Annotated in this window: 17 protein-coding genes; 4 read left to right on the plus strand and 13 right to left on the minus strand. The window is 69.0% G+C overall.

Translation table 11 applies throughout. From position 1 onward, the window contains the following. Positions 1–133: 133 nt before the first annotated feature. From ACZ5MC_RS03695 to ACZ5MC_RS03705, 3 genes are all read right to left on the minus strand, one after another. Positions 134–448, minus strand: a complete 315-nt coding sequence (locus tag ACZ5MC_RS03695; RefSeq protein ID WP_464517061.1) for a hypothetical protein — start codon at positions 446–448, stop codon at positions 134–136. 225 nt (positions 449–673) lie between these two features. Then, a complete protein-coding gene (locus ACZ5MC_RS03700) occupies positions 674–1,009 on the minus strand; it encodes a hypothetical protein (RefSeq protein WP_464517062.1) in 336 nt (111 codons plus the stop codon). Positions 1,010–2,356: 1,347 nt separating this feature from the next. Then, positions 2,357–2,671, minus strand: coding sequence for a hypothetical protein (locus ACZ5MC_RS03705; RefSeq protein WP_464517061.1), 315 nt, complete (start codon positions 2,669–2,671; stop codon positions 2,357–2,359). A gap of 303 nt (positions 2,672–2,974) precedes the next feature. On the opposite strand from ACZ5MC_RS03705, the gene ACZ5MC_RS03710 reads away from it, so the two are divergent. Beyond that, positions 2,975–3,958, plus strand: coding sequence for an integron integrase (locus ACZ5MC_RS03710; protein WP_306598947.1), 984 nt, complete (start codon positions 2,975–2,977; stop codon positions 3,956–3,958). Here ACZ5MC_RS03710 and gpmI read toward each other — a convergent pair. From gpmI to pyrR, 3 genes are read right to left on the minus strand one after another with little or no spacing between them, the layout of a single operon-like run. Next, positions 3,955–5,478 (minus strand): 2,3-bisphosphoglycerate-independent phosphoglycerate mutase, encoded by a 1,524-nt coding sequence (gene gpmI, locus ACZ5MC_RS03715; protein ID WP_306598948.1) that lies wholly within the window; start codon positions 5,476–5,478, stop codon positions 3,955–3,957. The two genes, ACZ5MC_RS03710 and gpmI, sit on opposite strands and share 4 nt — an antisense overlap. A 12-nt stretch (positions 5,479–5,490) precedes the next feature. Then, positions 5,491–6,447, minus strand: a complete 957-nt coding sequence (locus ACZ5MC_RS03720) for an aspartate carbamoyltransferase catalytic subunit (RefSeq protein WP_306598949.1) — start codon at positions 6,445–6,447, stop codon at positions 5,491–5,493. A gap of 2 nt (positions 6,448–6,449) precedes the next feature. Continuing rightward, positions 6,450–6,995, minus strand: a complete 546-nt coding sequence (gene pyrR / locus ACZ5MC_RS03725; RefSeq protein ID WP_306598950.1) for a bifunctional pyr operon transcriptional regulator/uracil phosphoribosyltransferase PyrR — start codon at positions 6,993–6,995, stop codon at positions 6,450–6,452. 183 nt (positions 6,996–7,178) lie between these two features. Here pyrR and ACZ5MC_RS03730 point away from each other — a divergent pair, with 183 nt between their 5' ends. Further along, positions 7,179–8,657, plus strand: a complete 1,479-nt coding sequence (locus tag ACZ5MC_RS03730) for an aminoacyl-histidine dipeptidase (protein ID WP_464517063.1) — start codon at positions 7,179–7,181, stop codon at positions 8,655–8,657. A 46-nt stretch (positions 8,658–8,703) separates the two neighbouring features. Here the strand turns inward: ACZ5MC_RS03730 and ACZ5MC_RS03735 are convergent, their stop codons facing one another. The 3 genes from ACZ5MC_RS03735 to ACZ5MC_RS03745 all read right to left on the minus strand — a co-directional run bounded on the left by ACZ5MC_RS03735 (position 8,704) and on the right by ACZ5MC_RS03745 (position 12,223). After that, the gene (locus tag ACZ5MC_RS03735) at positions 8,704–9,351 is read right to left on the minus strand and encodes a hypothetical protein (RefSeq protein WP_306598952.1); all 648 of its coding nucleotides are present in this window, start codon (positions 9,349–9,351) and stop codon (positions 8,704–8,706) included. A gap of 4 nt (positions 9,352–9,355) precedes the next feature. Further along, positions 9,356–10,840: a response regulator gene (locus ACZ5MC_RS03740; RefSeq protein ID WP_464517064.1), complete on the minus strand. Its 1,485-nt coding sequence runs from the start codon at positions 10,838–10,840 to the stop codon at positions 9,356–9,358. A 72-nt stretch (positions 10,841–10,912) separates the two neighbouring features. Next, a complete protein-coding gene (locus tag ACZ5MC_RS03745) occupies positions 10,913–12,223 on the minus strand; it encodes a DEAD/DEAH box helicase (protein ID WP_464517065.1) in 1,311 nt (436 codons plus the stop codon). A gap of 52 nt (positions 12,224–12,275) precedes the next feature. Here ACZ5MC_RS03745 and ACZ5MC_RS03750 point away from each other — a divergent pair, with 52 nt between their 5' ends. Next, positions 12,276–12,794 (plus strand): class IV adenylate cyclase, encoded by a 519-nt coding sequence (locus ACZ5MC_RS03750; RefSeq protein ID WP_464517066.1) that lies wholly within the window; start codon positions 12,276–12,278, stop codon positions 12,792–12,794. Further along, complete coding sequence (locus ACZ5MC_RS03755; protein WP_464517067.1) at positions 12,791–13,204, plus strand: hypothetical protein; 414 nt, start codon at positions 12,791–12,793, stop codon at positions 13,202–13,204. The genes ACZ5MC_RS03750 and ACZ5MC_RS03755 overlap by 4 nt, the downstream gene beginning before the upstream one ends. Here the strand turns inward: ACZ5MC_RS03755 and ACZ5MC_RS03760 are convergent. The 4 genes from ACZ5MC_RS03760 to mrdA are packed head-to-tail and all read right to left on the minus strand — an operon-like array spanning position 13,198 to position 19,684. Further along, the gene (locus ACZ5MC_RS03760) at positions 13,198–14,709 is read right to left on the minus strand and encodes a serine/threonine-protein kinase (RefSeq protein WP_464517068.1); all 1,512 of its coding nucleotides are present in this window, start codon (positions 14,707–14,709) and stop codon (positions 13,198–13,200) included. The genes ACZ5MC_RS03755 and ACZ5MC_RS03760 overlap by 7 nt on opposite strands. 9 nt (positions 14,710–14,718) lie before the next feature. Then, positions 14,719–16,716, minus strand: a complete 1,998-nt coding sequence (ligA, locus tag ACZ5MC_RS03765) for an NAD-dependent DNA ligase LigA (RefSeq protein WP_464517069.1) — start codon at positions 16,714–16,716, stop codon at positions 14,719–14,721. A gap of 14 nt (positions 16,717–16,730) precedes the next feature. Continuing rightward, a complete protein-coding gene (gene rodA / locus ACZ5MC_RS03770; protein WP_464517070.1) occupies positions 16,731–17,816 on the minus strand; it encodes a rod shape-determining protein RodA in 1,086 nt (361 codons plus the stop codon). Further along, positions 17,813–19,684 carry a penicillin-binding protein 2 gene (mrdA, locus tag ACZ5MC_RS03775; RefSeq protein ID WP_306598960.1) on the minus strand — a complete coding sequence of 624 codons (1,872 nt, stop codon included), beginning with the start codon at positions 19,682–19,684 and terminating at the stop codon, positions 17,813–17,815. The genes rodA and mrdA overlap by 4 nt, the downstream gene beginning before the upstream one ends. Between the last annotated feature and the right edge of the window lies 1 nt (position 19,685).

Below are 19,685 nucleotides of genomic sequence, written 5' to 3' on the forward strand. Positions count from 1 at the left end.
ATTACCTCAAAGGGAGAAGGTCAGGTTGGGGTCCGACCTCGAACGCTGGGTTAGGATCGGCGCGTGAAGATTGCCACGTTGTGACGATGCGATTGATCATTGAATGGCAGGACAATAGCCCAGGATGGTTCGGTCAATTTTGAAATAGAACCGATGCCAAGAGGATGGCCGAAAAGATGGCAATGAGCGCCATGGCTCTCATGCCTCGTTTCCAAATTGGGTCCGTCAGTTTATCGGACCTGAGGAACGTCAAAGGCACCTTCTCAAAGATCCATTCGATTACCAGGGCACCAGTTCCAACAACGAGTCCTGTTCCAATCCACTTAGCCAATGACCAGCTTGAATGGTCCTTTGGACTAAAAGGATTGAATATCAAGGCGATTCCGTAGACCACGAGGAAGGGCACCAGCAATGCCCAAATCGAGAGACTGTATTGTTTTCCCTTCATGGGAATCCTAACGCCCGCCTTGACCGGCCCCAAAGTGGCGGCGCGGTTGGTGGAGAAGGAAGATTGAGTTCTTGGATACCTGGTGGGATGAAGGCACTTTGGGGTCCGGGTCGAAGGGATGGTTAGGCAGACGCGCCGCTGATGATGTCGCTGCATGACGCGGCGCTAAGGGCCAATGCCTCTTGGAACACCTCTTCTGTGAAAGCATTGAAGTCATTGACGGAACTACCCTCTGCCTTTGAGCATGAAGTTGATTTTGGCCTGGACCTCCTCGCTGAATTGACCAAATTCTTCATCGGTCATGAGGCCATGTCTTCTGAGGCCATCGATATGAAGGGTGGCGACAGACCGGCGAAGCATGTTGTCGAAAATGGAACCAAGCTCATCATTTTTTTCGTCGATCAGCGAGAAGATTTCAAGGTAGCGTTCGTGGAACTTGGCGGGTGTGCCGACGCACTTCTTGCCGATTGCTTCGATGGTGGCCTTGCAATAGCGTTCAAGCGCGTTCTCGTGAAATTTCCTGAGGAGCTTCCAATCACTTTCGGGAATTTCGTGCCCCATGGGTCGCCTCCTTTGGCTTGGCATATTGCGGTGCTGCCCGAGACGGAATTGTTGCGTGGTGGGTGATGCCTAACGCCGAAGTTGAGTCGGCCCCAACCTGGCGGCGCGAACGGGGGAGAAGGAGGATTGGAAAGACGATACCACCAAGGGGAGAAGTGCAGGTTGGGGTCCGACCTCGAACGCTGGGTTAGGACCGGCGCGTGAATATTACCTCGTTGGGACGGCGCGACGGGATTGGCGTTCAGTTGAAGCGCTGGGAGGGGAAGGGCGCTGATTGCCCATCGGGCTGCGGCTTGCCCTGGTGATGTAGCTCTGGGCTTTTCGCTCCCTGAGGCCGGCGCGGAGAAGCACGCCTACCGTGACCTTCGCGGGAGCCGCCTCGTGCCGCGGCGCAATGCTGGGCCCCGGGGTTCTTCGCGCCCCATGCCCTAACGCCGAAGTTGAGTCGGCCCCAACCTGGCGGCGCGAACGGGGGAGAAGGAGGATTGGAAAGACGATACCACCAAGGGGAGAAGTGCAGGTTGGGGTCCGACCTCGAACGCTGGGTTAGGACCGGCGCGTGAATATTACCTCGTTGGGACGGCGCGATTGGATGGGCGTGCAGTTGAAGCGCTCGAAGGAGAAGGGCGCTCATTGCCCATCGGGCTGCGGCTTGCCCTGGTGATGTTGCTCTGGGCTTTTCGCCCACTGAGGCCGGCGCGGAGAAGCCCGCCTACCGTGGCCTTCGAAGGAGCCGCAGCAGGGCGCGGCGCGATGCTGGGCCTCGGGTTTCTTCGCGCCCCATGCCCTAACGCCGAAGTTGAGTCGGCCCCAACCTGGCGGCGCGAACGGGGGAGAAGGAGGATTGGAAAAACGATACCACCAAGGGGAGAAGTGCAGGTTGGGGTCCGACCTCGAACGCTGGGTTAGGACCGGCGCGTGAATATTACCTCGTTGGGGCGGCGCGGTGGGGTCGGCGTTCAGTTGAAACGCCCGAGGGAGAAGGGCGCTGATTGCCCATCGAGCTGCGGCTTGCCCTGGTGATGTAGCTCCGGGCTTTTCGCCCACTGAGGCCGGCGCGGAAAAACCCGCCTACCGTGGCCTTCCAAGGAGCCGCAGCAGGGCGCGGCGCATCGCGGGGCCGCTAAGGATCTGCGCGCCCCATGCCCTAACGCCGAAGTTGAGTCGGCCCCAACCTGGCGGCGCGAACGGGGGAGAAGGAGGATTGGAAAGATATTACCTCAAAGGGAGAAGGTCAGGTTGGGGTCCGACCTCGAACGCTGGGTTAGGATCGGCGCGTGAAGATTGCCACGTTGTGACGATGCGATTGATCATTGAATGGCAGGACAATAGCCCAGGATGGTTCGGTCAATTTTGAAATAGAACCGATGCCAAGAGGATGGCCGAAAAGATGGCAATGAGCGCCATGGCTCTCATGCCTCGTTTCCAAATTGGGTCCGTCAGTTTATCGGACCTGAGGAACGTCAAAGGCACCTTCTCAAAGATCCATTCGATTACCAGGGCACCAGTTCCAACAACGAGTCCTGTTCCAATCCACTTAGCCAATGACCAGCTTGAATGGTCCTTTGGACTAAAAGGATTGAATATCAAGGCGATTCCGTAGACCACGAGGAAGGGCACCAGCAATGCCCAAATCGAGAGACTGTATTGTTTTCCCTTCATGGGAATCCTAACGTGAATTGGGCCAACCCAGAAAAGGCGGCCCGGGTTGGGCTAACCATGATGGGAGTTGAGTAGGCGCTGATATGCCTTGGATTCTACTCCGGGGTGGCGGCTTTGGCGTACCAATCACGGCCGGATCGGGATTATCTCCGCACGGTCTTCCGGGGGGGGATGGGGCGCCCCGGGGAAGGTCGAAACGGGCGCGCCGGGGATGCGGGTAATGAAATCAAAGTTGCTATATATCTAATTCAATATAAAGACTTAAATATTCTGTTTCGGGGGTTCATCCCATAGAATCCCGGGATGGATAATTCCCAGGCCCCAGGCAAGCCACCCAAACTGCTGGACCGGATGCGGGCGGAGATCCGGGTGCGGCGCTACAGCGTGCGGACGGAGGAAACCTACGTCGCATGGGCGCGGAGGTTCATCCTCTTTCATGGGAAGCGGCACCCGGCGGAGATGGGGGCGGTGGAGGTGGAGGCGTTCCTTTCCTACCTCGCGAGCGGAAGGGGGGTGGCGGCGGCCACGCAGAACCAGGCGAAGGCCTCCCTGCTGTTCCTCTACAAGCATGTTCTGGGCGTGGACCTGCCCTGGCTTGCGGGGGTGGTGCAGGCGAAGGTGCCGCGGCGGCTTCCCGTCGTGCTGACGCCGGGGGAGGTCAGGGTGCTCCTGGGGAACCTGGACGGGATCGCGGGGCTGGTGGGGCGCCTCCTGTACGGGACCGGGATGCGGCTGATGGAGGGGCTCCGGTTGCGGGTGAAGGATCTGGAGTTCGAGCGTGGGGAGATCGTCGTGCGGGAGGGGAAGGGGGGCAAGGATCGCGTAACCATGCTGCCGGAATCCCTCAAGGGAGCCCTCCGGCGGCAGCTGATGGTCGCGGAGGGGCTCCATGCCCTGGACCTGGAGGAGGGGATCGCTGGGGTCTGGCTTCCGGATGCGCTGGCGGAGAAATGCCCCATGGCGGGGAACTCCTGGGGGTGGCAGTGGGTGTTCCCTTCGCCGGTGCGCTCCCGGGATCCGCGGGGGGAGGCCCTCCGGCGGCACCACATCCACCCCGAGAGCGTCCAGAAGGCCTTCCGCATCGCGGGGCAGCGGGCGGGGATCGCCAAGCCGGTGACGCCCCATACGCTGCGGCATTCCTTCGCCACCCACCTGCTCCACGCGGGGCAGGACATCCGCACCATCCAGGAGCTCCTTGGGCACAAGGACGTGGAGACGACGATGATCTACACCCACGTCCTGAACCGCGGGGGGCGGGGCGTGACGAGTCCGCTGGACGGAATCTAGAAGAGGCTGACGCCGTCCATCTCCGCGGGCTGCTCCATGCCCAGGAGCTTGAGCAGGGTGGGGGCCACGTCGGACAGGGCGCCGCCGGCGCGGAGCTGCCTGGCCTCGAAGCCCTTCGCCACGAGGACGGCGGGAACGGGGTTGGTGGTGTGGGCGGTGTGGGGATTGCCCTTCTCGTCGCGCATGCACTCGCAGTTGCCGTGGTCGGCGGTGATGAGGAGGGCGCCGTCCTGGGCGAGGGTGGCGGCCGCGATCTGGCGGATGGCGTCGTCCACCACGGCGCAGGCGGCGCTGGTGGCGTTGAGGTCGCCGGTGTGGCCCACCATGTCGGGGTTGGCCAGGTTGCACACCAGGAGGCGGTGCTGGCCGGCCCCGATGGCCTGCACGAGGCCGCGCACCACCTCGTGGGCGCTCATCTCGGGCTGCAGCTCGTAGGTGGCCACCTTCGGGGAGGGGACCAGGACCCGCTCCTCGCCGGGGAAGGGCTCCTCGCGGCCGCCGTTGAAGAAGTAGGTCACGTGGGCGTACTTCTCGGTCTCGGCGGTGCGCAGCTGCTTCCAGCCGCGCTCGGAGACCAGTTCCCCGAGGATGCGGGTGAGGTTCTGGGGGGGGTAGGCGACGGCGACATGGGGCTCGAGGTCGGTCTCGTAGGCGGTGAAGGTGACGAGGCTGATCTTCGGCCAGGTGGGGCGGGGGAAGCCGTCGAAGGCGGGGTCCACGAGGGCGTGGCTGAGCTCCCGGGCGCGGTCGGCGCGGAAGTTGAAGAAGATGGCGCCGTCGCCGTCCTGCAGGGGGTGGAAGCCGGCCAGGCGCGTGGGGCTGACGAACTCGTCGGTCTCGCCGCGGTCGTAGGCGGCCCTGATGGCCTCCTGGGCATCCCCGCACGTGAACTCGCCCACGCCCTCGGCCAGGAGCCTCCATGCGCGCACGACGCGCTCCCAGCGCCTGTCGCGGTCCATGACGACGTAGCGGCCCATGATGGAGCCGAGCTGGACCAGGGGGCAGTTGCGCAGCTGGAAGGCCAGCCACTGGAGGTAGCCGTCGGCGCTCTTCTGCTCCGTGTCGCGGCCGTCCAGGAACGCGTGGATGACGGTGGGGACGCCCTCGGCCTGGGCCCACTGGGCCAGGGCCACCAGGTGGTTCTGGTGGCTGTGCACGCCGCCGTCGGACACCAGGCCCAGGAGGTGGAGCCGCCTGCCGGAGGCCTTGAGGGCCTTCAGGAGGTTGCCCATGGCGGGGTTCTCGCGGAAGGTCCCCTTGCGGATGGCGGCGTCGATGCGGGTGAGCTCCTGCCACACCACGCGGCCGGCGCCCAGGTTCATGTGGCCCACCTCGGAGTTCCCGAACTGGCCCTCGGGAAGGCCCACGGCCTCGCCGCCGGCGTTGAGCTGGGTGGAGGCGAAGCGGCGGCGCAGGTCGGACATGTGGGCCATGCCGGCCACGAAGGTGGCATCGAAGGCGTTGCGGGGACCATCCCCGAACCCGTCGAGGATTAGGAGCGTGACGGGACCTTGGATCATTCGGCGTCCTTGCTAAGGAACCTGCTCCCCGTGGGGGTTGCAGAGGAGGAACAGGACGGCCATGCGCACCGGCACGCCGTTGGTGACCTGGTCGAGGATGAGGTTGTTGGGGCCGTCGGCGACCTCGGAGGTGATCTCCACCCCGCGGTTGATGGGCCCGGGGTGCAGCACGGCCACGTCGGGCCGGCAGAGCTTGAGGCGCTGGGCGTTGAGCTGGTAGAAGCGGATGTACTCGCCCTGGCCGGGGATGAAGGCGCCGGTGCCGCGCTCGAACTGGCAGCGCAGCATCATGACGGCGTCCTGGCTGGGCAGGGCCGGTTCCAGTTCGTGGACGATGTCGATGCCGGGCCAGGTCTCCTTCAGCTCGGCGGGCACCAGGGTGGGGGGGCCCACCAGGGTCACGTGGGCGCCCATCTTGGTGAGGAGCCAGAGGTTGGAGCGAACCACGCGGCTGTTGCGGATGTCGCCCACGATGGCCACCCGCAGGCCGTCGAGCCGGCCGAAGCGCTTGCGCAGGGTGTAGGCGTCCAGCAGGGCCTGGGTGGGGTGCTCGTGGGCGCCGTCGCCGGCGTTCACGATGCTGGCCTTCATGTGCCGCGCCAGCAGGGCGTGGGCCCCGGGGGCGGAGTGGCGCATGACGATGAGGTCGGGGTGCATGGCCTGCAGGTTGAGCGCGGTGTCCACCAGGGTCTCGCCCTTGCTGAGGGAGCTGGTGTCGGCGTCGAAGTTGATGATCTCCGCGGACAGGCGCTTCTCGGCGATCTCGAAGCTGTTGCGGGTGCGCGTCGAGTTCTCGAAGAAGAGGTTCACGATCAGGCGCTTGCGCAGGGCGGGGACGATCTTGATCTCGGGGCGCTCGCAGACCTCCTCGAAGGCGCGGGCCTGGTCGAGGATGGCCGAGATGTCCTGGGGGCTCAGGGGCTCGATGCCCAGCAGGTGGCGGTGGGGGAAGCGGTAGGTCTGGGGCATGGCTAGTTCCGGCTCTCGAGGAGGACGGCGTCCTCGCCGTCCACGTCCTTCATGTGGACCGATACCCGGTTGGTCATGGCCACGTCCATCTTGATGCCCACGAACTCGGCCTGGATGGGCAGTTCGCGGCCGCCGCGGTCCACCAGCACCGCCAGCCACACCCGCTTGGGGCGGCCGTGGTCCAGCAGGGCGTCCAGCGCGGCCCGGATGGTGCGCCCGGTGAAGAGCACGTCGTCCACCAGGATCACGGAGCGGTCCTTGAGGCTGAAGGGGATCTCGGTGGGGCGGACGATGGGGCTTCCCGCCAGCTCCGAGAGGTCGTCCCGGTACAGGGCGATGTCCAGGACCCCCAGGGGGATCTCCTTCTGGAGGTTGGACTCCAGCATGGTCTTGAGGCGCTCGGCCAGGTACAGGCCCCGGGTGCGGATGCCCAGGAGGGCGATGGAGGCGTCGCTGCCGAACACGGCTGAGATCTCGCGGCACAGGCGCTGGAGATGGACCTCCATCTGCTTGGCGTCCAGCAGGCATGGGGCGTTCGCTTGGGGCATCGGGGGCTCCTGGGTGGTAGCTCGGGTTCCAGTGTATCGGAACTGCGGGGGGGCTCCGGTCCCGGGGAGGCGAAAAGGCGACGAAATGAGCTTGGTCACCGCCTTTGTTTGCTACCCTTTGGGGGAAATCGAATCAGCGGCGGACCGAAGGTCCCCAACGGACGCAACCCACGGAGGCAAGTCATGGAAAATGTCATGGAATCCAAGGCCCAGACGGACCTTGGCACCCTCGAACCCGCCGGCCTCTGGAAGTACTTCCTGGCCCTGTCGAAGATCCCCCGCGGCTCCAAGAACGAGGCCGCCGCCGCCCAGTGGGTGGCCGACCAGGCCCAGGCCCTGGGCTGCACCGTGGTCCGCGACGCCGTGGGCAACGTCATCATCAGCAAGAAGGCCGCCCCCGGACGCGAGGGCGCGCCCATGACGGCCCTCCAGGCCCACGTGGACATGGTCTGCGAGAAGAACGAGGCCACGAAGCACGACTTCCTCAAGGACCCCATCGCCCTGCGGCGGGACGGCGACCGCCTCCTGGCCACGGGCACCACCCTGGGCGCGGACAACGGCATCGGCGTGGCCGCCGCCCTGGCGGTGCTGGAATCGACCACCATCAAGCACGGCCCCCTGGAAGTGCTCGTGACCATCGACGAGGAGACCGGCCTCACCGGCGCCGGCGGCCTCGCGGAGGGGATCCTCAAGGCCCAGTACCTCCTGAACCTCGACAGCGAGGAGGAGGGGGACCTCACCATCGGCTGCGCCGGCGGCATCGACACCATGGCCACGAAGAAGGTCGCGCTGCGCCCCGCCACCGCGGGCAAGGCCCCCTTCCGCCTGAAGGTCCTCGGCCTCAAGGGCGGCCACTCCGGCGTGGAGATCCACCAGGGCCGCGGCAACGCGCTGCGCATCCTGGCCGGCGTCCTGTGGAGCCTGGCGCCCCGCTTCGGCCTGGAGCTGGCGTCGCTGGCCGGCGGCAACAAGCGCAACGCCATCCCCCGCGAGGCTTCCGCCGTCTTCTTCCTGGACCCGGCCCGCCTCGAGGAGTTCCAGGTGGCCGTCAAGGGGCTGGAGCAGGACTACCGCTCGGCCCTGGGCGCCTTCGATCCGGGCCTCGCCATGGCGGTGGAGCCCAGGGCCGACGCCCCGGCCCAGGTCATGGAGGACCGCGACGCCCGCGCCGTCGTGAACTTCCTGTACACCGTCGCCCACGGCGTCGAGTCCAACAGCCCCGACATCGAGGGCCTGGTGCAGACCTCCACGAACCTCGCCATCATCTCCACCACGGGCGACACCATCGAGATCTCCACCAGCCAGCGCAGCTCGATCGCCAGCGCCAAGATCGACATGGCCAACCGCATCTCGGCCTCCTGCGAGCTCGCGGGCTTCACCGCCAAGCGCGGCGACGGCTACCCGGGCTGGAAGCCCGATCCCAAGGCCTCCCTGGTCAAGGTGGTCAACGCCGTGCACGAGAAGACCTTCGGCAGGCCCATGGCCATCAAGGCCATCCACGCGGGCCTGGAGTGCGGCCTCATCGGCGAGAAGTACCCCGGCATGCAGATGGTCTCCTTCGGCCCCAGCATGTGGGACGTGCACACCCCCGACGAGAACGTGAGCATCGCCTCCGTGGGCAACTTCTGGACCCTGCTCGTGGCCGTGCTGGAAAACGTCTAGGACCGTCCGGACCTGGAGAAAGGGCCGCCTCCGGGCGGCCCTTTTCCTAGGCGGTGATCAGCGCCCGGATCTCGTCGTTGCCGAACTCCGACGTGCACGCGATCAGCACGGCGCAGTGGCCGGGCTGGCTCGGGGGGAGCTCCACCTTGGTGAGGAACTGGCCTTCGGAGTCGGTGCGGCCGGTGGTGAGGGTGGTGGCCTTCTTGAGGCTGGAGATGAGGCGGATCGTCACGTCGGCGCCGGGCACGGGGTTCTGGCTCACGCAGAGACGGGCCCGGATGCGGATCTGGAACAGCTCCCCGAACTTCGGGAGCATGGGCTCGTCCAGCACCATCTCGAGGGTATCGGTGTCGCCCTCCTGCTGGAGGTACTCCAGGATGGCCTGGTCCAGGGGCTTGTCGTTGAAGACGCTGCGCTCGGCGAGGAGGGGGTCGTTGGGCGTGGCGTCGTACTTGCCGTTCTTGATGTCCCGGATCACGGACTTGTGCTGGTCGTCCATGCGGGCCTGGATGCTGCTCTCCTGCAGGGGGAACTCGGCCAGCAGGTCCTCGTAGGTGCCCCGGTAGCTGTCCAGGATCTCGCCGCCCACGTAGATGAGGGTCTCGATCTTGGGGTTGGCCAGGCCCTTGTCCTCGGTCTGCACGTGGAAGATCCGGTTGCCGTGGCGGACGTCGGTGTTGTAGCCGGTGATCATCGGGTCAGTTCCGGTGGAGCCGGTCGGCCAGTTCGGGCATGACCTCCCAGGCGATCTCCCGGAGGGCCTGGTCGCCCAGCCTGGCGACGACGGCCTTGGCGAGGCGGTCCATCAGCACGGGGTCGGCGAGGAGGGCCGCGAGGGGATCGGCGGCTCCGGGCACGCCCGCGGCCACCGGCTCGGGGGCCGCCATCACCGCGGGAGGGATGGGTTCGGGCGCGGGCTCAGGCAAGGGCTCGGAGATGGGCTCGGGCTCGGGGATGGGCGCGGGCTCGGAGATGGGTTCGGGCTCGGGGATGGGTTCGGGCAGGGACGCTGGGGTCGCCTGAACCCGGTCCAGGAGGCTGACGGTGGAGGCCCAGGGGGGCACGGTGGCCCTGCCCGCGGACTGGACGGTGTCGTCCAGGGCGGAGAGGTCCTCCAGTTCGGGGATGTCGCCGATGTCGCCCAGCACGTCGGCCTCGGAGACCTGGGTGAGGCGCACGGGGGTGACGTTTTCGGGGGCCTCGGGGAGGAAGGCGGGGGTCGGCGCGGGGCCGGCGTCCTGCTCCAGGAAGCTGTCGGGATCGAAATCGCTGTGCTCCTCCATGGCCGCGGCGGCCATGGAGTGGATGGCGGTGGTGGTCTCGTCGGGGCGGGCCGGCTGGCGTGTGAACTCCAGGAGGGTCTCGCTCTCGTCGGACCAGTCCACGGGCAGGGACGGGGTGGGCGACAGGAGATGGTCCGGCAGGGGGGCGGGTTCTTCGAGTTCCTGCGAAGGGCCCAGGTCGGGCAGCTCGTCGGTGATCACGCCCAGCTCGAGGATGCCGCTCTGGTAGGCGTCCTCCGGGGCGAGTTCGGGGACCTCGGCGGCGTCCGCGGAGGCGGCTTCCGCGGTCTCCTGGACGGCCGGAGGGGCGCTCAGGCCCTTGAGGCTCTCAAGGTCCAGCTCCTCCAGTTCCAGGGACTCCAGGGGGGCGTCGGGGGCAGGGGCCTCCTCCACGAAGAGGTCGGAGGGTTCCAGGAGGAGCAGGTCGGCGTCGGGCAGGGGGTGGTCCGAGAGCTTGAGGTAGGGAAGGGTCTCGAAGTTCCCGGTGGCCGCCGAGGGGGCCGGCTCGGGCTCGGGCGCGGGGGGCTCGACGGGGGTGGCCAGGAGGGTCCGGACCCGGTCGGCCAGGTCGCGGAGCTCCACGGGCTTCTTGAGGAAGCCCTGGATGGGGGCCTTGCGGACGGTCTCGGGGTCCACGACGTCCAGGACCCCGGCCATCATGGCGATGGGCATCATGGCGGTGGCGCCGTTCCTGCGCATGCGGTCCAGGAGCTCCCAGCCGTCCATGCCCTGCATGGTGGTGTCCAGGAGGGCCACGTCGAAGGGTCCGCCGGTGGCCACCAGGTCCAGGGCCTCGGCGCCTGAGGAGGCGCAGGTCAGCTCGATGTCCGTGGCGGTCAGGAGCGTCTCGACGATCTGGTGGATTCGCTGATTGTCGTCCACGAGGAGAAGACGGGGCATAGGGAACCTCGGGATGCCGGATTACGGGGAAGTGGCTGCGCTAACACTAACAGAGACCATGGAACATGGTATCTAACGTTTCAATGCCGTCTTCACGGACTTCAGCCTCAACGTGGGCTGCAGCCGCACGAGGATGGCCCGTTCGCCGACCCAGACCCAGGCGGATTCGGTGGCCTCGCGCAGGGCGATCTCCGGGCCGTCGGGGATCCAGCCCTTCACCGAGGCGCGTAGGCCCCGGGCCGTCCTCCACTCGGGGCGGAAGGTGCGCAGGAGGGCCTGCCTCTGGCGCTCCGGGGGCAGGGTCGGAGCACCCTTTCCCCAGCGCTGGTCCCAGGTGGTGGCGGCCAGGTCCTCCCGCCACCAGGCCCAGGCGGGGTCGTAGGCCGGCCAGGCCTCCGCGGCCGCGGGCACCTCGATCCACTCGGCCCGGTCGAGGCGGGACGTCGACCGGGTGGCGGGCTCGCCTTTGCGCCCGGGGACTTCCAGGGCCATGCGCAGGGGGGGCTGGGCCTGGAGCTGTCCCGCGCCGGTGGCCTCCCGTCGCCAGGTTCCTTCCGCCAGGGTCCAGAAGGTCCATTGGCCGCCGCTGGAGATCCAGAGCCGGTCCCAGGCGGGGAACCACATGCGGGAGCCGGGCTGCCAGGGGATGAGGAGCCGCGCCCCGGGCAGATCCTGGCCGTCGTCCCAGAGCTGCTCCTGGCGGGTGGCCCACCCCCGGGGCGGCGCAGGCAGGGCCTTCTCGTCCCAGGGCGCCAGGGTGCCCACGGGGCGCTCGGCCTCCACGGGCAGGGCGGTCAGAAGCAGCGCGGCCTCGGGCTGGGGAGGGCGCAGGCCCAGGAGCACGGCGCGGCCGTCCCAGCTGAACCGGCTCCAGGGGCCGCTGTCGGTGGCCCAGAGCACCCGCCCCTCGGGGATCTCCATCAGCCGCGTTTCGAAGCGGCCCTGGCCCAGGGTGAGGGTCACCAGGAGCCGGGTCCCCTTGGCGGGATCCAGGCGCGCGCTGGCGATGGGGGCGTCGAACCGGTAGTGGCGCCATTCCAGGCCTCGCCACAGCATCACCTCGCTGTGGCCGCCGGGCCCGTTGAGGGCGAGGCCCTGGTCGGCCAGGTAGGCCGAGGCGGGCTCCCAGGGCGTCCCGAACCCGCCGCCGTAGGGCCAGGGCTGCTCCTGGTCGGGGTCCTGGGCACCCTGGAAGCGCGGCGTCCAGCCGTCCCGGAGGCGGCACTCGGCCAGCGTCTCGAAGGTGTCCAGGGTCTGCTCCACCGCCCCGGTCGCCACCACGGCGCCGCCCTCGCGCGTCGAGCGCGGAGCCTGCACGATGGCCAGCAGCATGAGCATCGCAGCGATGAACATGCTGGCGAAAAGGTACCGTTTCGGGATCAAAGCTAGGTCAAACCTCCTTGCACATGATGCAATCATTTGAGGATGGCCCGCCATGAAACATGCCGACCACGTTGAAATCGAGATGAAGTTCCGCATCCCCGCCCTCGGGCCCGCGCGGCTCCGGCTGGAGGCCTGCGGCTTCGCCCTGGCCCACGGCCCGTGCGGGGAAGTGAGCGTCCTGTGGGACCGGGACGGGGAGCTGCGCTCGCAGGGTTGCGCGCTGCGCCTGCGGCGCTACGACGGGCAGGCCACGCTCACCTGGAAGGGGACCCGGGTGCCGGACCCGCTCCTGAAGATCCGGCCCGAGCTGGAGACGTCGGTGGGCGACCCCCTGGCGGTGGAGGGGATCCTCGGGCAGCTGGGGTTCAGCCCGGCCTTCGAGATGCGCAAGAGCCGCTCGGTGTGGCGCCGGGGGCCGCTGGAGGCCTGCCTCGACGAGGCGCCCTTCGGGTGCTACCTGGAGCTGGAGGGGACGCCGGAGGAGATCCGCGAGGCCATGGGCCAGCTGGGCCTGGACGAGGCCCAGGTGGAGCCCCGCAGCTACGTGACGCTCTTCCAGGAGCTGGCGTGAAGGCCCTGGCCGCCGTCCTCCTCGCGGTCCTCGCGGGCTGTTCCCGGGAGGGGCCCGAGGGGAGGATCCGCAAGGCTTTCGAGGGCGCCCGGGGAGCCGTGGAGGCCGGGGACGCCGCCGGCGCGGCCGCGGTCCTCTCGCCGAAGTTCACGGGGCCCGAGGGCCTGGACCGCGCCGGGGCGCGGCTCCTCCTGGGCAGCGTGCTGGGCCGGGAGAAGGTCGGGGTGACCGTCCTGTCCCAGAAGGTGGACGTGGACGGCGTTCGCGCCGTGCAGACCCTGGAACTGGTCCTCACGGGCCGGGCGGGGGGGGAGCTGCTGCCCGGGGACCGCGCCCGCAAGAGCCTCACCCTGCGCTGGGAGCTCAGGGACGGGGCGTGGCTGATCCGGGAAGCCCAGTGGGACTACTGAACGGCCTTGCGCCGGGGTAGGCGCGGGTCCGCCTTCTCCTGCTCGAGCACCTTGCGCAGGCGGGGATACTTCAGCGCCATGGGCCACAGGAGGTGCCCGGCCTGCCGGGAATCCCGGATGGCGATGGCGCAGCCCCGGTAGTCGGCGGCCTCATAGAGCGCCGCGATGCGAAGGGCGATGGCGCGCTCGTTTTCCGGCTCCTGCTTGACCAGGTTGTCCAGGAAGGCCAGCGCGCCCCTGGGGTCGGTGTCCAGGGCCCGGGCGGCCTGGTCGAGGGTGGCGTAGGCGCCGGCCTTGGCGGGGGGCGCGGGTTCGGGCCGGGTCTCGGCCTTCACGGGCGGGGGCGCCGGCTTCGCGGGTTCGGTCCTGGGGGGTTCAAGCTTGGGTTCCTCGGCCGGGGGCGGGGCCTGGACCACGGGCGGGGGCGCCACGGGCTGCTGCACCAGGGGCTGCTGCACCACGGGCTGGACCGCCGCGGGGGCGGGGCGGTGGCGGTGGCGGCGGAGCCAGAGCCAGCCTCCCCCGGCGGCGAGGGCCGCCGTGACCACGGCCGTGCCGAGGTAGAGCCAGGCGCGGGAGGCGGGGGCGTCGGCGTGCGGGGCGGGCTTCCGGCCCCGTTCGGGCATTTCGAAGAGGCGGGAGCTGCTCACGGTGGCGGCCTTGTCGGACGCGGGGTCCCACCAGGGGTCCCGGGCGGCGCGCAGGGCCTCGGCCAGGGCCTCGGCGCTGGGGAAGCGCGCGGCGGGGTCCTTGGCCAGGGCCCGGGCCGCCACGCCCTGGATGGCGGGGCTGATGCCGGTGAGCTGGGCCAGGTCCAGGGGGGCCGGGTCCTCGTTGACGATGCGGTGGAGCACGGTGGCCGTGGACTCGCCGCCGAAGGGGGGGAAGCCCGCCAGGGCCTCGTAGAGGATCACGCCCACGGCGAAGAGGTCCGCCCTGGCGTCGGGCTTGCCGGACTGGATGTACTCGGGGGCCATGTAGCCGAACGTGCCCAGCAGGGCGCCGGTGGCGGTGAGGTCGCTCCCCGCCAGGCGCGCGATGCCGAAATCCAGGATCTTGGCGGCGAGGCGCCCGGAGACCCGGGTCACCCGGATGTTGGTGGGCTTGATGTCCCGGTGCAGCACGCCCCGCTGGTGGGCGAAGGCCAGGCCGTCGCACACCTGGGCCAGGAGCTCGAGCATCTCCCGGTGGGGCAGTTCGCGCGAGGCCAGCAGCTTGCCCAGGTCGTCGCCGGGGACGTACTCCATGACCATGAAGAGCGTGCCCTGCTCCTCGCCGAACTCGTGGATGGTGACGAGGTTGGGGTGGTTGAGCCGGCCTGCGGCCTGGGCCTCCCGGAAGAACCGGTCCCGCGCGTCGGGCGAGGTGAGGGCGGCGCGGATGGTCTTGATGGCCACTTCCCGCCCGAGGAGGCTGTCCCGGGCCAGGAAGACCTCGCCCATGGCCCCCTCGCCCAGGCGTTCCAGGATTTCGAATTTGCCGATCCGGCGGGGGGTGTTCGTCATGGCGCTGCCTCAGGGTTCCATAGTGCCATGACTCAGGAGCCAGGCCTCGTCCCGCACGGGGATGCCCAGCGCCTCGGCCTTGGCGAGCTTGGAGCCGGCCTTCTCCCCGGCGACGAGGAGGGTGGTCTTGGCGGAGACGGCGCCGGTGACCTTGGCTCCCAGGCGCTTGAGCAGGGCTTCGGCCTCCTCCCGGCTCAGGGTGGGAAGGGTCCCGGTGACCACGGCCACCTCGCCGGCCAGGGGCAGGCCGGAGAGGTCCCGGGGGGCGCTTGGCGCGGGGGTGATGCCGAGCGCCGCCAGCTGCGCGGGCAGGGCGGGGTGGAGGGCGGCGAAGGCCTTGAGCCCCGCGGCGACCTTGGGCCCCACCTCCTCGACGGCCAGGAGCCGCTGCTCCTCGGCGTCCCACAGGTCCCCGAGGGTGGGGAAGGCCTCCGCCAGCAGTTCGGCGGTGCGGGCCCCCACCATGGGGATGCCCAGGGCGTGGATCCAGCGGGAGAGGGGCTTGGTGCGGGCGGCTTCCAGGGCCTCCATGACGTTGCGGGCGCTCTTCTCGCCCATGCGGTCCAGCCCGGCCAGGTACGCCAGCCCCTGCTTGGGGTCCTCCAGCAGCGTGAAAACGTCCCAGGGCTGCGCGAAGCGCGAGGCCATCTGCTCCACCAGCGCGTCGCCCAGGCCCTCGATGTCCAGGGCCGCGCGGCTGCCCAGGTGCTGGAGCCGGGCGGTGATCTTGGCGGGGCACTCGGGGTTCTGGCAGCGCCAGGCCACCTCCTCGTCGGAGTCCTTGCCCACAGCGCCCCCGCAGACGGGGCAGGCCGCGGGCACCTGGGGCTCCACGGCGCCTTCGGGAAGGGAACCGGGCACCACGGCCACCACCTTGGGGATGACTTCGCCGCCCTTCTCCACGAAGACCTTGCAGCCCACCCGCACACCCAGCCGCGCCAGCTCGTCGGCGTTGTGGAGGGTGGCCCGGCGGACCGTGGAGCCCGCCACCTCCACGGCCTCCAGCTCCGCCACCGGGGTGAGCTTGCCGGCCCGGCTCACCTGCCAGGTGATGCCCAGGAGCGTGGTGGTGGCCTGGAGCCCCGGATACTTGAACGCGATGGCCCACCGGGGCACGCGGTCCGTGGAGCCCAGGCGCTCCTGCAGCTCCAGCGCGTCCACCTTCAGGACCACGCCGTCGGTGTCGAAGGGCAGCAGGAGCCGCGCCTGGGCCTGGTCCCTGATGAATTCCAGCATCTCCGCGAAGCTCCCTTCGGCGTGCGCGGGCATGCGGTTGAAGCCCCAGTCCGCGAGCTGGTCCATGCCCTGGCTGTGGCGGGCCGAGCCCGGCAGCTGCCAGGGGAGGAAGGAGAGCCGCCTCTCGGCCGTGATGCGGCTGTCGAGCTGCTTCATGGTGCCGGCGGCCGCGTTGCGGGGGTTGGCGAAGCGCGCCTCGCCCCGCGCGTCCCGCTCCCGGTTCAGCTCCTCCCACCGGCGGCGGGACAGGAACACCTCGCCCCGCACCTCGAGGGTGCCGGGCGCCCCGGGCGGCAGCGTGAGCGGGATGTCGGCGATGGTGCGGGCGTTCTCCGTGACGTCCTCGCCCTCGTCCCCGTTGCCACGGGTGACGGCGCGGACCAGGGCGCGGTCCTCGTAGAGGAGCGAGAGCGAGAGCCCGTCCACCTTCAGCTCGGCCGAATAGCGCGGCTCCGCGCCGGGGAGCCCCTTGAGCACGCGGGTCTCCCATTCCTCGAGCTCGTCCTCGGAATAGGTGTTGTCCAGGCTGAGCATGGGGGTGCGGTGCCGGGCCTTGCGGAAGGATTCCAGGGGGGCGGCGCCCACGCGCTGGGTGGGGCTGTTGGGGTCGGCGAAATGGGGATGCCGCGCCTCCAGGTCGCGCAGCTCCCGTTCCAGGGCGTCGTACTCCGCGTCGGAGAGGACGGGCTGGTCGAGGACGAAGTAGCGGCGCCGGTGCTCCAGCACCTGGGCGGCGAGTTCCTTCATGCGGGTCTGGGGATCGGTGGTCATGGGGGAATTCTAGGCTATTTCACCTGGGCCCGGTGCCGGACCGCCATCACCACGCCCAGCCCCAGGAAATAGCTGAGCGTGCTGCTCCCCCCGGCGCTGAAGAACGGCAGCACGATGCCCTTGTTGGGCAGCACCCCGATGACCATGCCCACGTTCACCAGGAGGTGCAGGGCGATGATGCCCGCGGCGCCCACGCAGAAGTAGGTCTCGGAGGCGCTCTTCGCCGCCACGGCGGTGTCGAGGATGCGGCTCAGGACGACGCCGAACAGGCCCAGGGCCAGCAGGACCCCCAGGAAGCCGCGCTCCTCGGCCCACACCGAGAAGACGAAATCGGTGGTCTTCACCGGCAGGAAGTTGAGCTGGGTCTGGCTGCCGGAGGTGAAGCCCTGCCCGGTGAGGCCGCCGGCGCCGATGGCGATGCGGCTCTGGTTGATCTGGTAGCCCTTGCCCTTGAGGTCGGCCCCCGGGTCCAGGAAGGTCAGGACCCGCTGCTTCTGGTAGGGCTTGAGCACCTTCTGCCAGGCCCCGACGCCGCCCAGGGAGACCAGCAGCACCGTCAGGAGGACCCACTTGGCCCTGACCCCCTTGAGGACCGGGACCAGCACCAGGATGGGCAGGAAGCTCACGGCCATGCCCAGGTCGGGCTGCTTGAGCACCAGGAGCATGGGGAAGAACACCAGGGCCGAGGTCCCGGCCAGGTCCCAGGCGGTGAGGTCCTGGGGCTGGCGGGTGCCGAGGCGGTGCGCCACGAAGAGCAGGGTCAGCCACTTCATGAGCTCGCTGGGCTGGAAGGTGAGGCCGGCCAGCACGATCCACCGCTGGGAGCCGCCGATGCGGTGGCCGGCGACGAGCACCAGGGCCAGGGACAGGATGCCCAGGACGTAGAGCGCGAACCCGCTGCGGAAGATGCGCTTGGGATTGGCGCCGGCCAGGAAGGCCATGACCCCGAAGCCCATGAGGTTCCAGAGGCTCTGCTTGGCCCAGAGGCCGGCCTGGCCCGTGCCGCGGCCCGCGGAATAGACCGTGAGCGTGCCCATGACCACGAGCAGGACCATGGGCCACAGGAGGGCCGTGTCCAGGGCGCGCAGACGCTCCTTCACGGCTCCTCGCCGCCTTCCTGGGCCGGGGGCGGGGCGAACTCGTCCGGGATCTTCGCGCTGGGGGGCGGCAGGGGCTTCTTGAGGCGGTCGATGAACCAGTACTGCACGAGCTTCTTGGCCACGGGGGCCGCGCTGGAGGCGCCGAAGCCCGCGTTCTCGGCCACCACCACGAAGGCGATCTGGGGGTTCTCCCGGGGCGCGTAGCCCGCGAAGAGCGCGTTGTCCTTGAGCTTCTTGGCGAGCTTGGCGTAGTGGCTCTTGTCCACGAAGGTGGTGACCTGGCTGGTGCCGGTCTTGCCCACCATCGTGACGCCCTGCAGGGCTGAGGCCGCGGCGGTGCCCGAGTGGACCACTTCGTAGAGCCCCTCCTCCAGCACGGCCTGGATCTTCGGGTCCAGGCCGGTGTCCTTGGGCGGGGGCGGAGTGAAGAGCTCCATGGGCCGGTTGTCCTCGGGGCGGATGCCGTAGAGGAGGTGGGGCGTCAGCAGCTTGCCCCGGGTGGCCAGCATGGCGTAGAACCGCGCCAGGCCGATGGGGGTGAGGCTGTTCGCGCCCTGGCCGATGGCCACGCTGACGGTCTCGCCGGGCCACCACTTCTCCTTCTTCACCCGCTTCTTCCACTCCCGGCTGGGCACGCGCGAGGTGGCCTCGTGGGGCAGGTCCACGCCGGTGGGCACGGTGAGGCCGTACTTGGCCGCGGTGTTGTAGATGTCGTCGATGTCCAGGCGCATGCCCAGCTCGTAGAAGTAGATGTCGCAGCTGCGGGCGATGGCGGCGATGAGGTTCACGGTCCCGTGGGTGGCGTCGCAGCGGAAGTCGCGGTTGTAGAAGACCTTGTGCCCGGCGCAGTGGAAGGCCGTCTCGGGGGTGATGATGCCCTTCTCCAGGGCGGCCAGGGCCACCAGGAGCTTGAAGGTTGAGCCGGGGGCGTAGCGCCCCTGGGTGACCCGGTCCAGCATGGGGCGCTCGGGGTTGTTCCAGTACTTGTCGACCTGCTCCTGGGTGAGCCGGTTGAGGAAGATGTTGGGGTCGTACGAGGGGCTGGAGTACATCGCCAGGATGCCGCCGTCACGCAGGTCCAGCACCACGCCCGCGCCGTTCTCCGTGCCCAGGGCCTCCTTGAGGGTCTGCTGGAGGCCCGCGTCGATGGTGAGGAAGACGCTGCGGCCGGGCTTGGCCTCGTTCTGGCCGAACACGGCCACTTCCCGGCCCAGGTAGTCCACCAGGATCTTCCGCTGGCCGTCCACGCCCCGCAGGCGGTCGTTGCGCGAGCTCTCGAACCCGGTGCGGCCGATGATCTCGCCCAGCTGGTAGCGGTCCGGGTTCTTCTCCAGCTCCGCGGGGGTGACCTCCCCCACGTAGCCCAGGGCGTGGCCGGCCAGGTCCTGGCCCAGGTACACGCGCCGGGGGGCGACTTCGATGCTGAGGAAGGGGAACCGCGCGCGCAGCACCTCGGCCCGGGCCAGCGCCGAATCGTCCAGGTTGTCCAGGAGCGTGAGCATGCGGTTGCCCGCGGCCTGCCGGATGGCCTGGATCCGGCGCCGCAGCTGCTCGGGCTCCAGCTGGAGGCTCTGGGCCAGGGCGTCGATCTGGGCGGGGTCCGAGGGCAGGTCCTCGTTCTGGATGACCAGGTGCAGGGCCCGGCGGTTGTCCACGATCTTGTTGCCGTTGCGGTCGAAGATGATGCCGCGGGGGGCCGGGGTGGTGCGGGTCTTCACGGCCTGGGAGAAGGCCAGGCGCTGCATCTCCCGGCGCATGCCCAGCTGCACCCAGCCGTAGGCCAGCACCAGGCCCAGGATCATGGAGAGGGTGACGGTGCGCATCACGGAGATGCGGCGGTGGATGAGGCTGCGGTTCAGGATCTCCACC

The sequence above is a fragment of the Mesoterricola sp. JemC181 genome, assembly GCF_055384585.1.

Excerpts from the sequence above, each read along its gene's own strand:
- ACZ5MC_RS03730 (WP_464517063.1), top strand. The coding sequence starts at position 7,179 with ATGGAAAATGTCATGGAATCCAAGGCCCAGACGGACCTTGGCACCCTC.
- ACZ5MC_RS03705 (WP_464517061.1), bottom strand. The coding sequence starts at position 2,671 with ATGAAGGGAAAACAATACAGTCTCTCGATTTGGGCATTGCTGGTGCCC.
- ACZ5MC_RS03695 (WP_464517061.1), bottom strand. The coding sequence starts at position 448 with ATGAAGGGAAAACAATACAGTCTCTCGATTTGGGCATTGCTGGTGCCC.
- ACZ5MC_RS03750 (WP_464517066.1), top strand. The coding sequence starts at position 12,276 with ATGAAACATGCCGACCACGTTGAAATCGAGATGAAGTTCCGCATCCCC.
- ACZ5MC_RS03760 (WP_464517068.1), bottom strand. The coding sequence starts at position 14,709 with ATGACGAACACCCCCCGCCGGATCGGCAAATTCGAAATCCTGGAACGC.
- ligA (WP_464517069.1), bottom strand. The coding sequence starts at position 16,716 with ATGACCACCGATCCCCAGACCCGCATGAAGGAACTCGCCGCCCAGGTG.
- ACZ5MC_RS03735 (WP_306598952.1), bottom strand. The coding sequence starts at position 9,351 with ATGATCACCGGCTACAACACCGACGTCCGCCACGGCAACCGGATCTTC.
- ACZ5MC_RS03720 (WP_306598949.1), bottom strand. The coding sequence starts at position 6,447 with ATGCCCCAGACCTACCGCTTCCCCCACCGCCACCTGCTGGGCATCGAG.
- ACZ5MC_RS03710 (WP_306598947.1), top strand. The coding sequence starts at position 2,975 with ATGGATAATTCCCAGGCCCCAGGCAAGCCACCCAAACTGCTGGACCGG.
- gpmI (WP_306598948.1), bottom strand. The coding sequence starts at position 5,478 with ATGATCCAAGGTCCCGTCACGCTCCTAATCCTCGACGGGTTCGGGGAT.
- pyrR (WP_306598950.1), bottom strand. The coding sequence starts at position 6,995 with ATGCCCCAAGCGAACGCCCCATGCCTGCTGGACGCCAAGCAGATGGAG.
- ACZ5MC_RS03740 (WP_464517064.1), bottom strand. The coding sequence starts at position 10,840 with ATGCCCCGTCTTCTCCTCGTGGACGACAATCAGCGAATCCACCAGATC.
- ACZ5MC_RS03700 (WP_464517062.1), bottom strand. The coding sequence starts at position 1,009 with ATGGGGCACGAAATTCCCGAAAGTGATTGGAAGCTCCTCAGGAAATTT.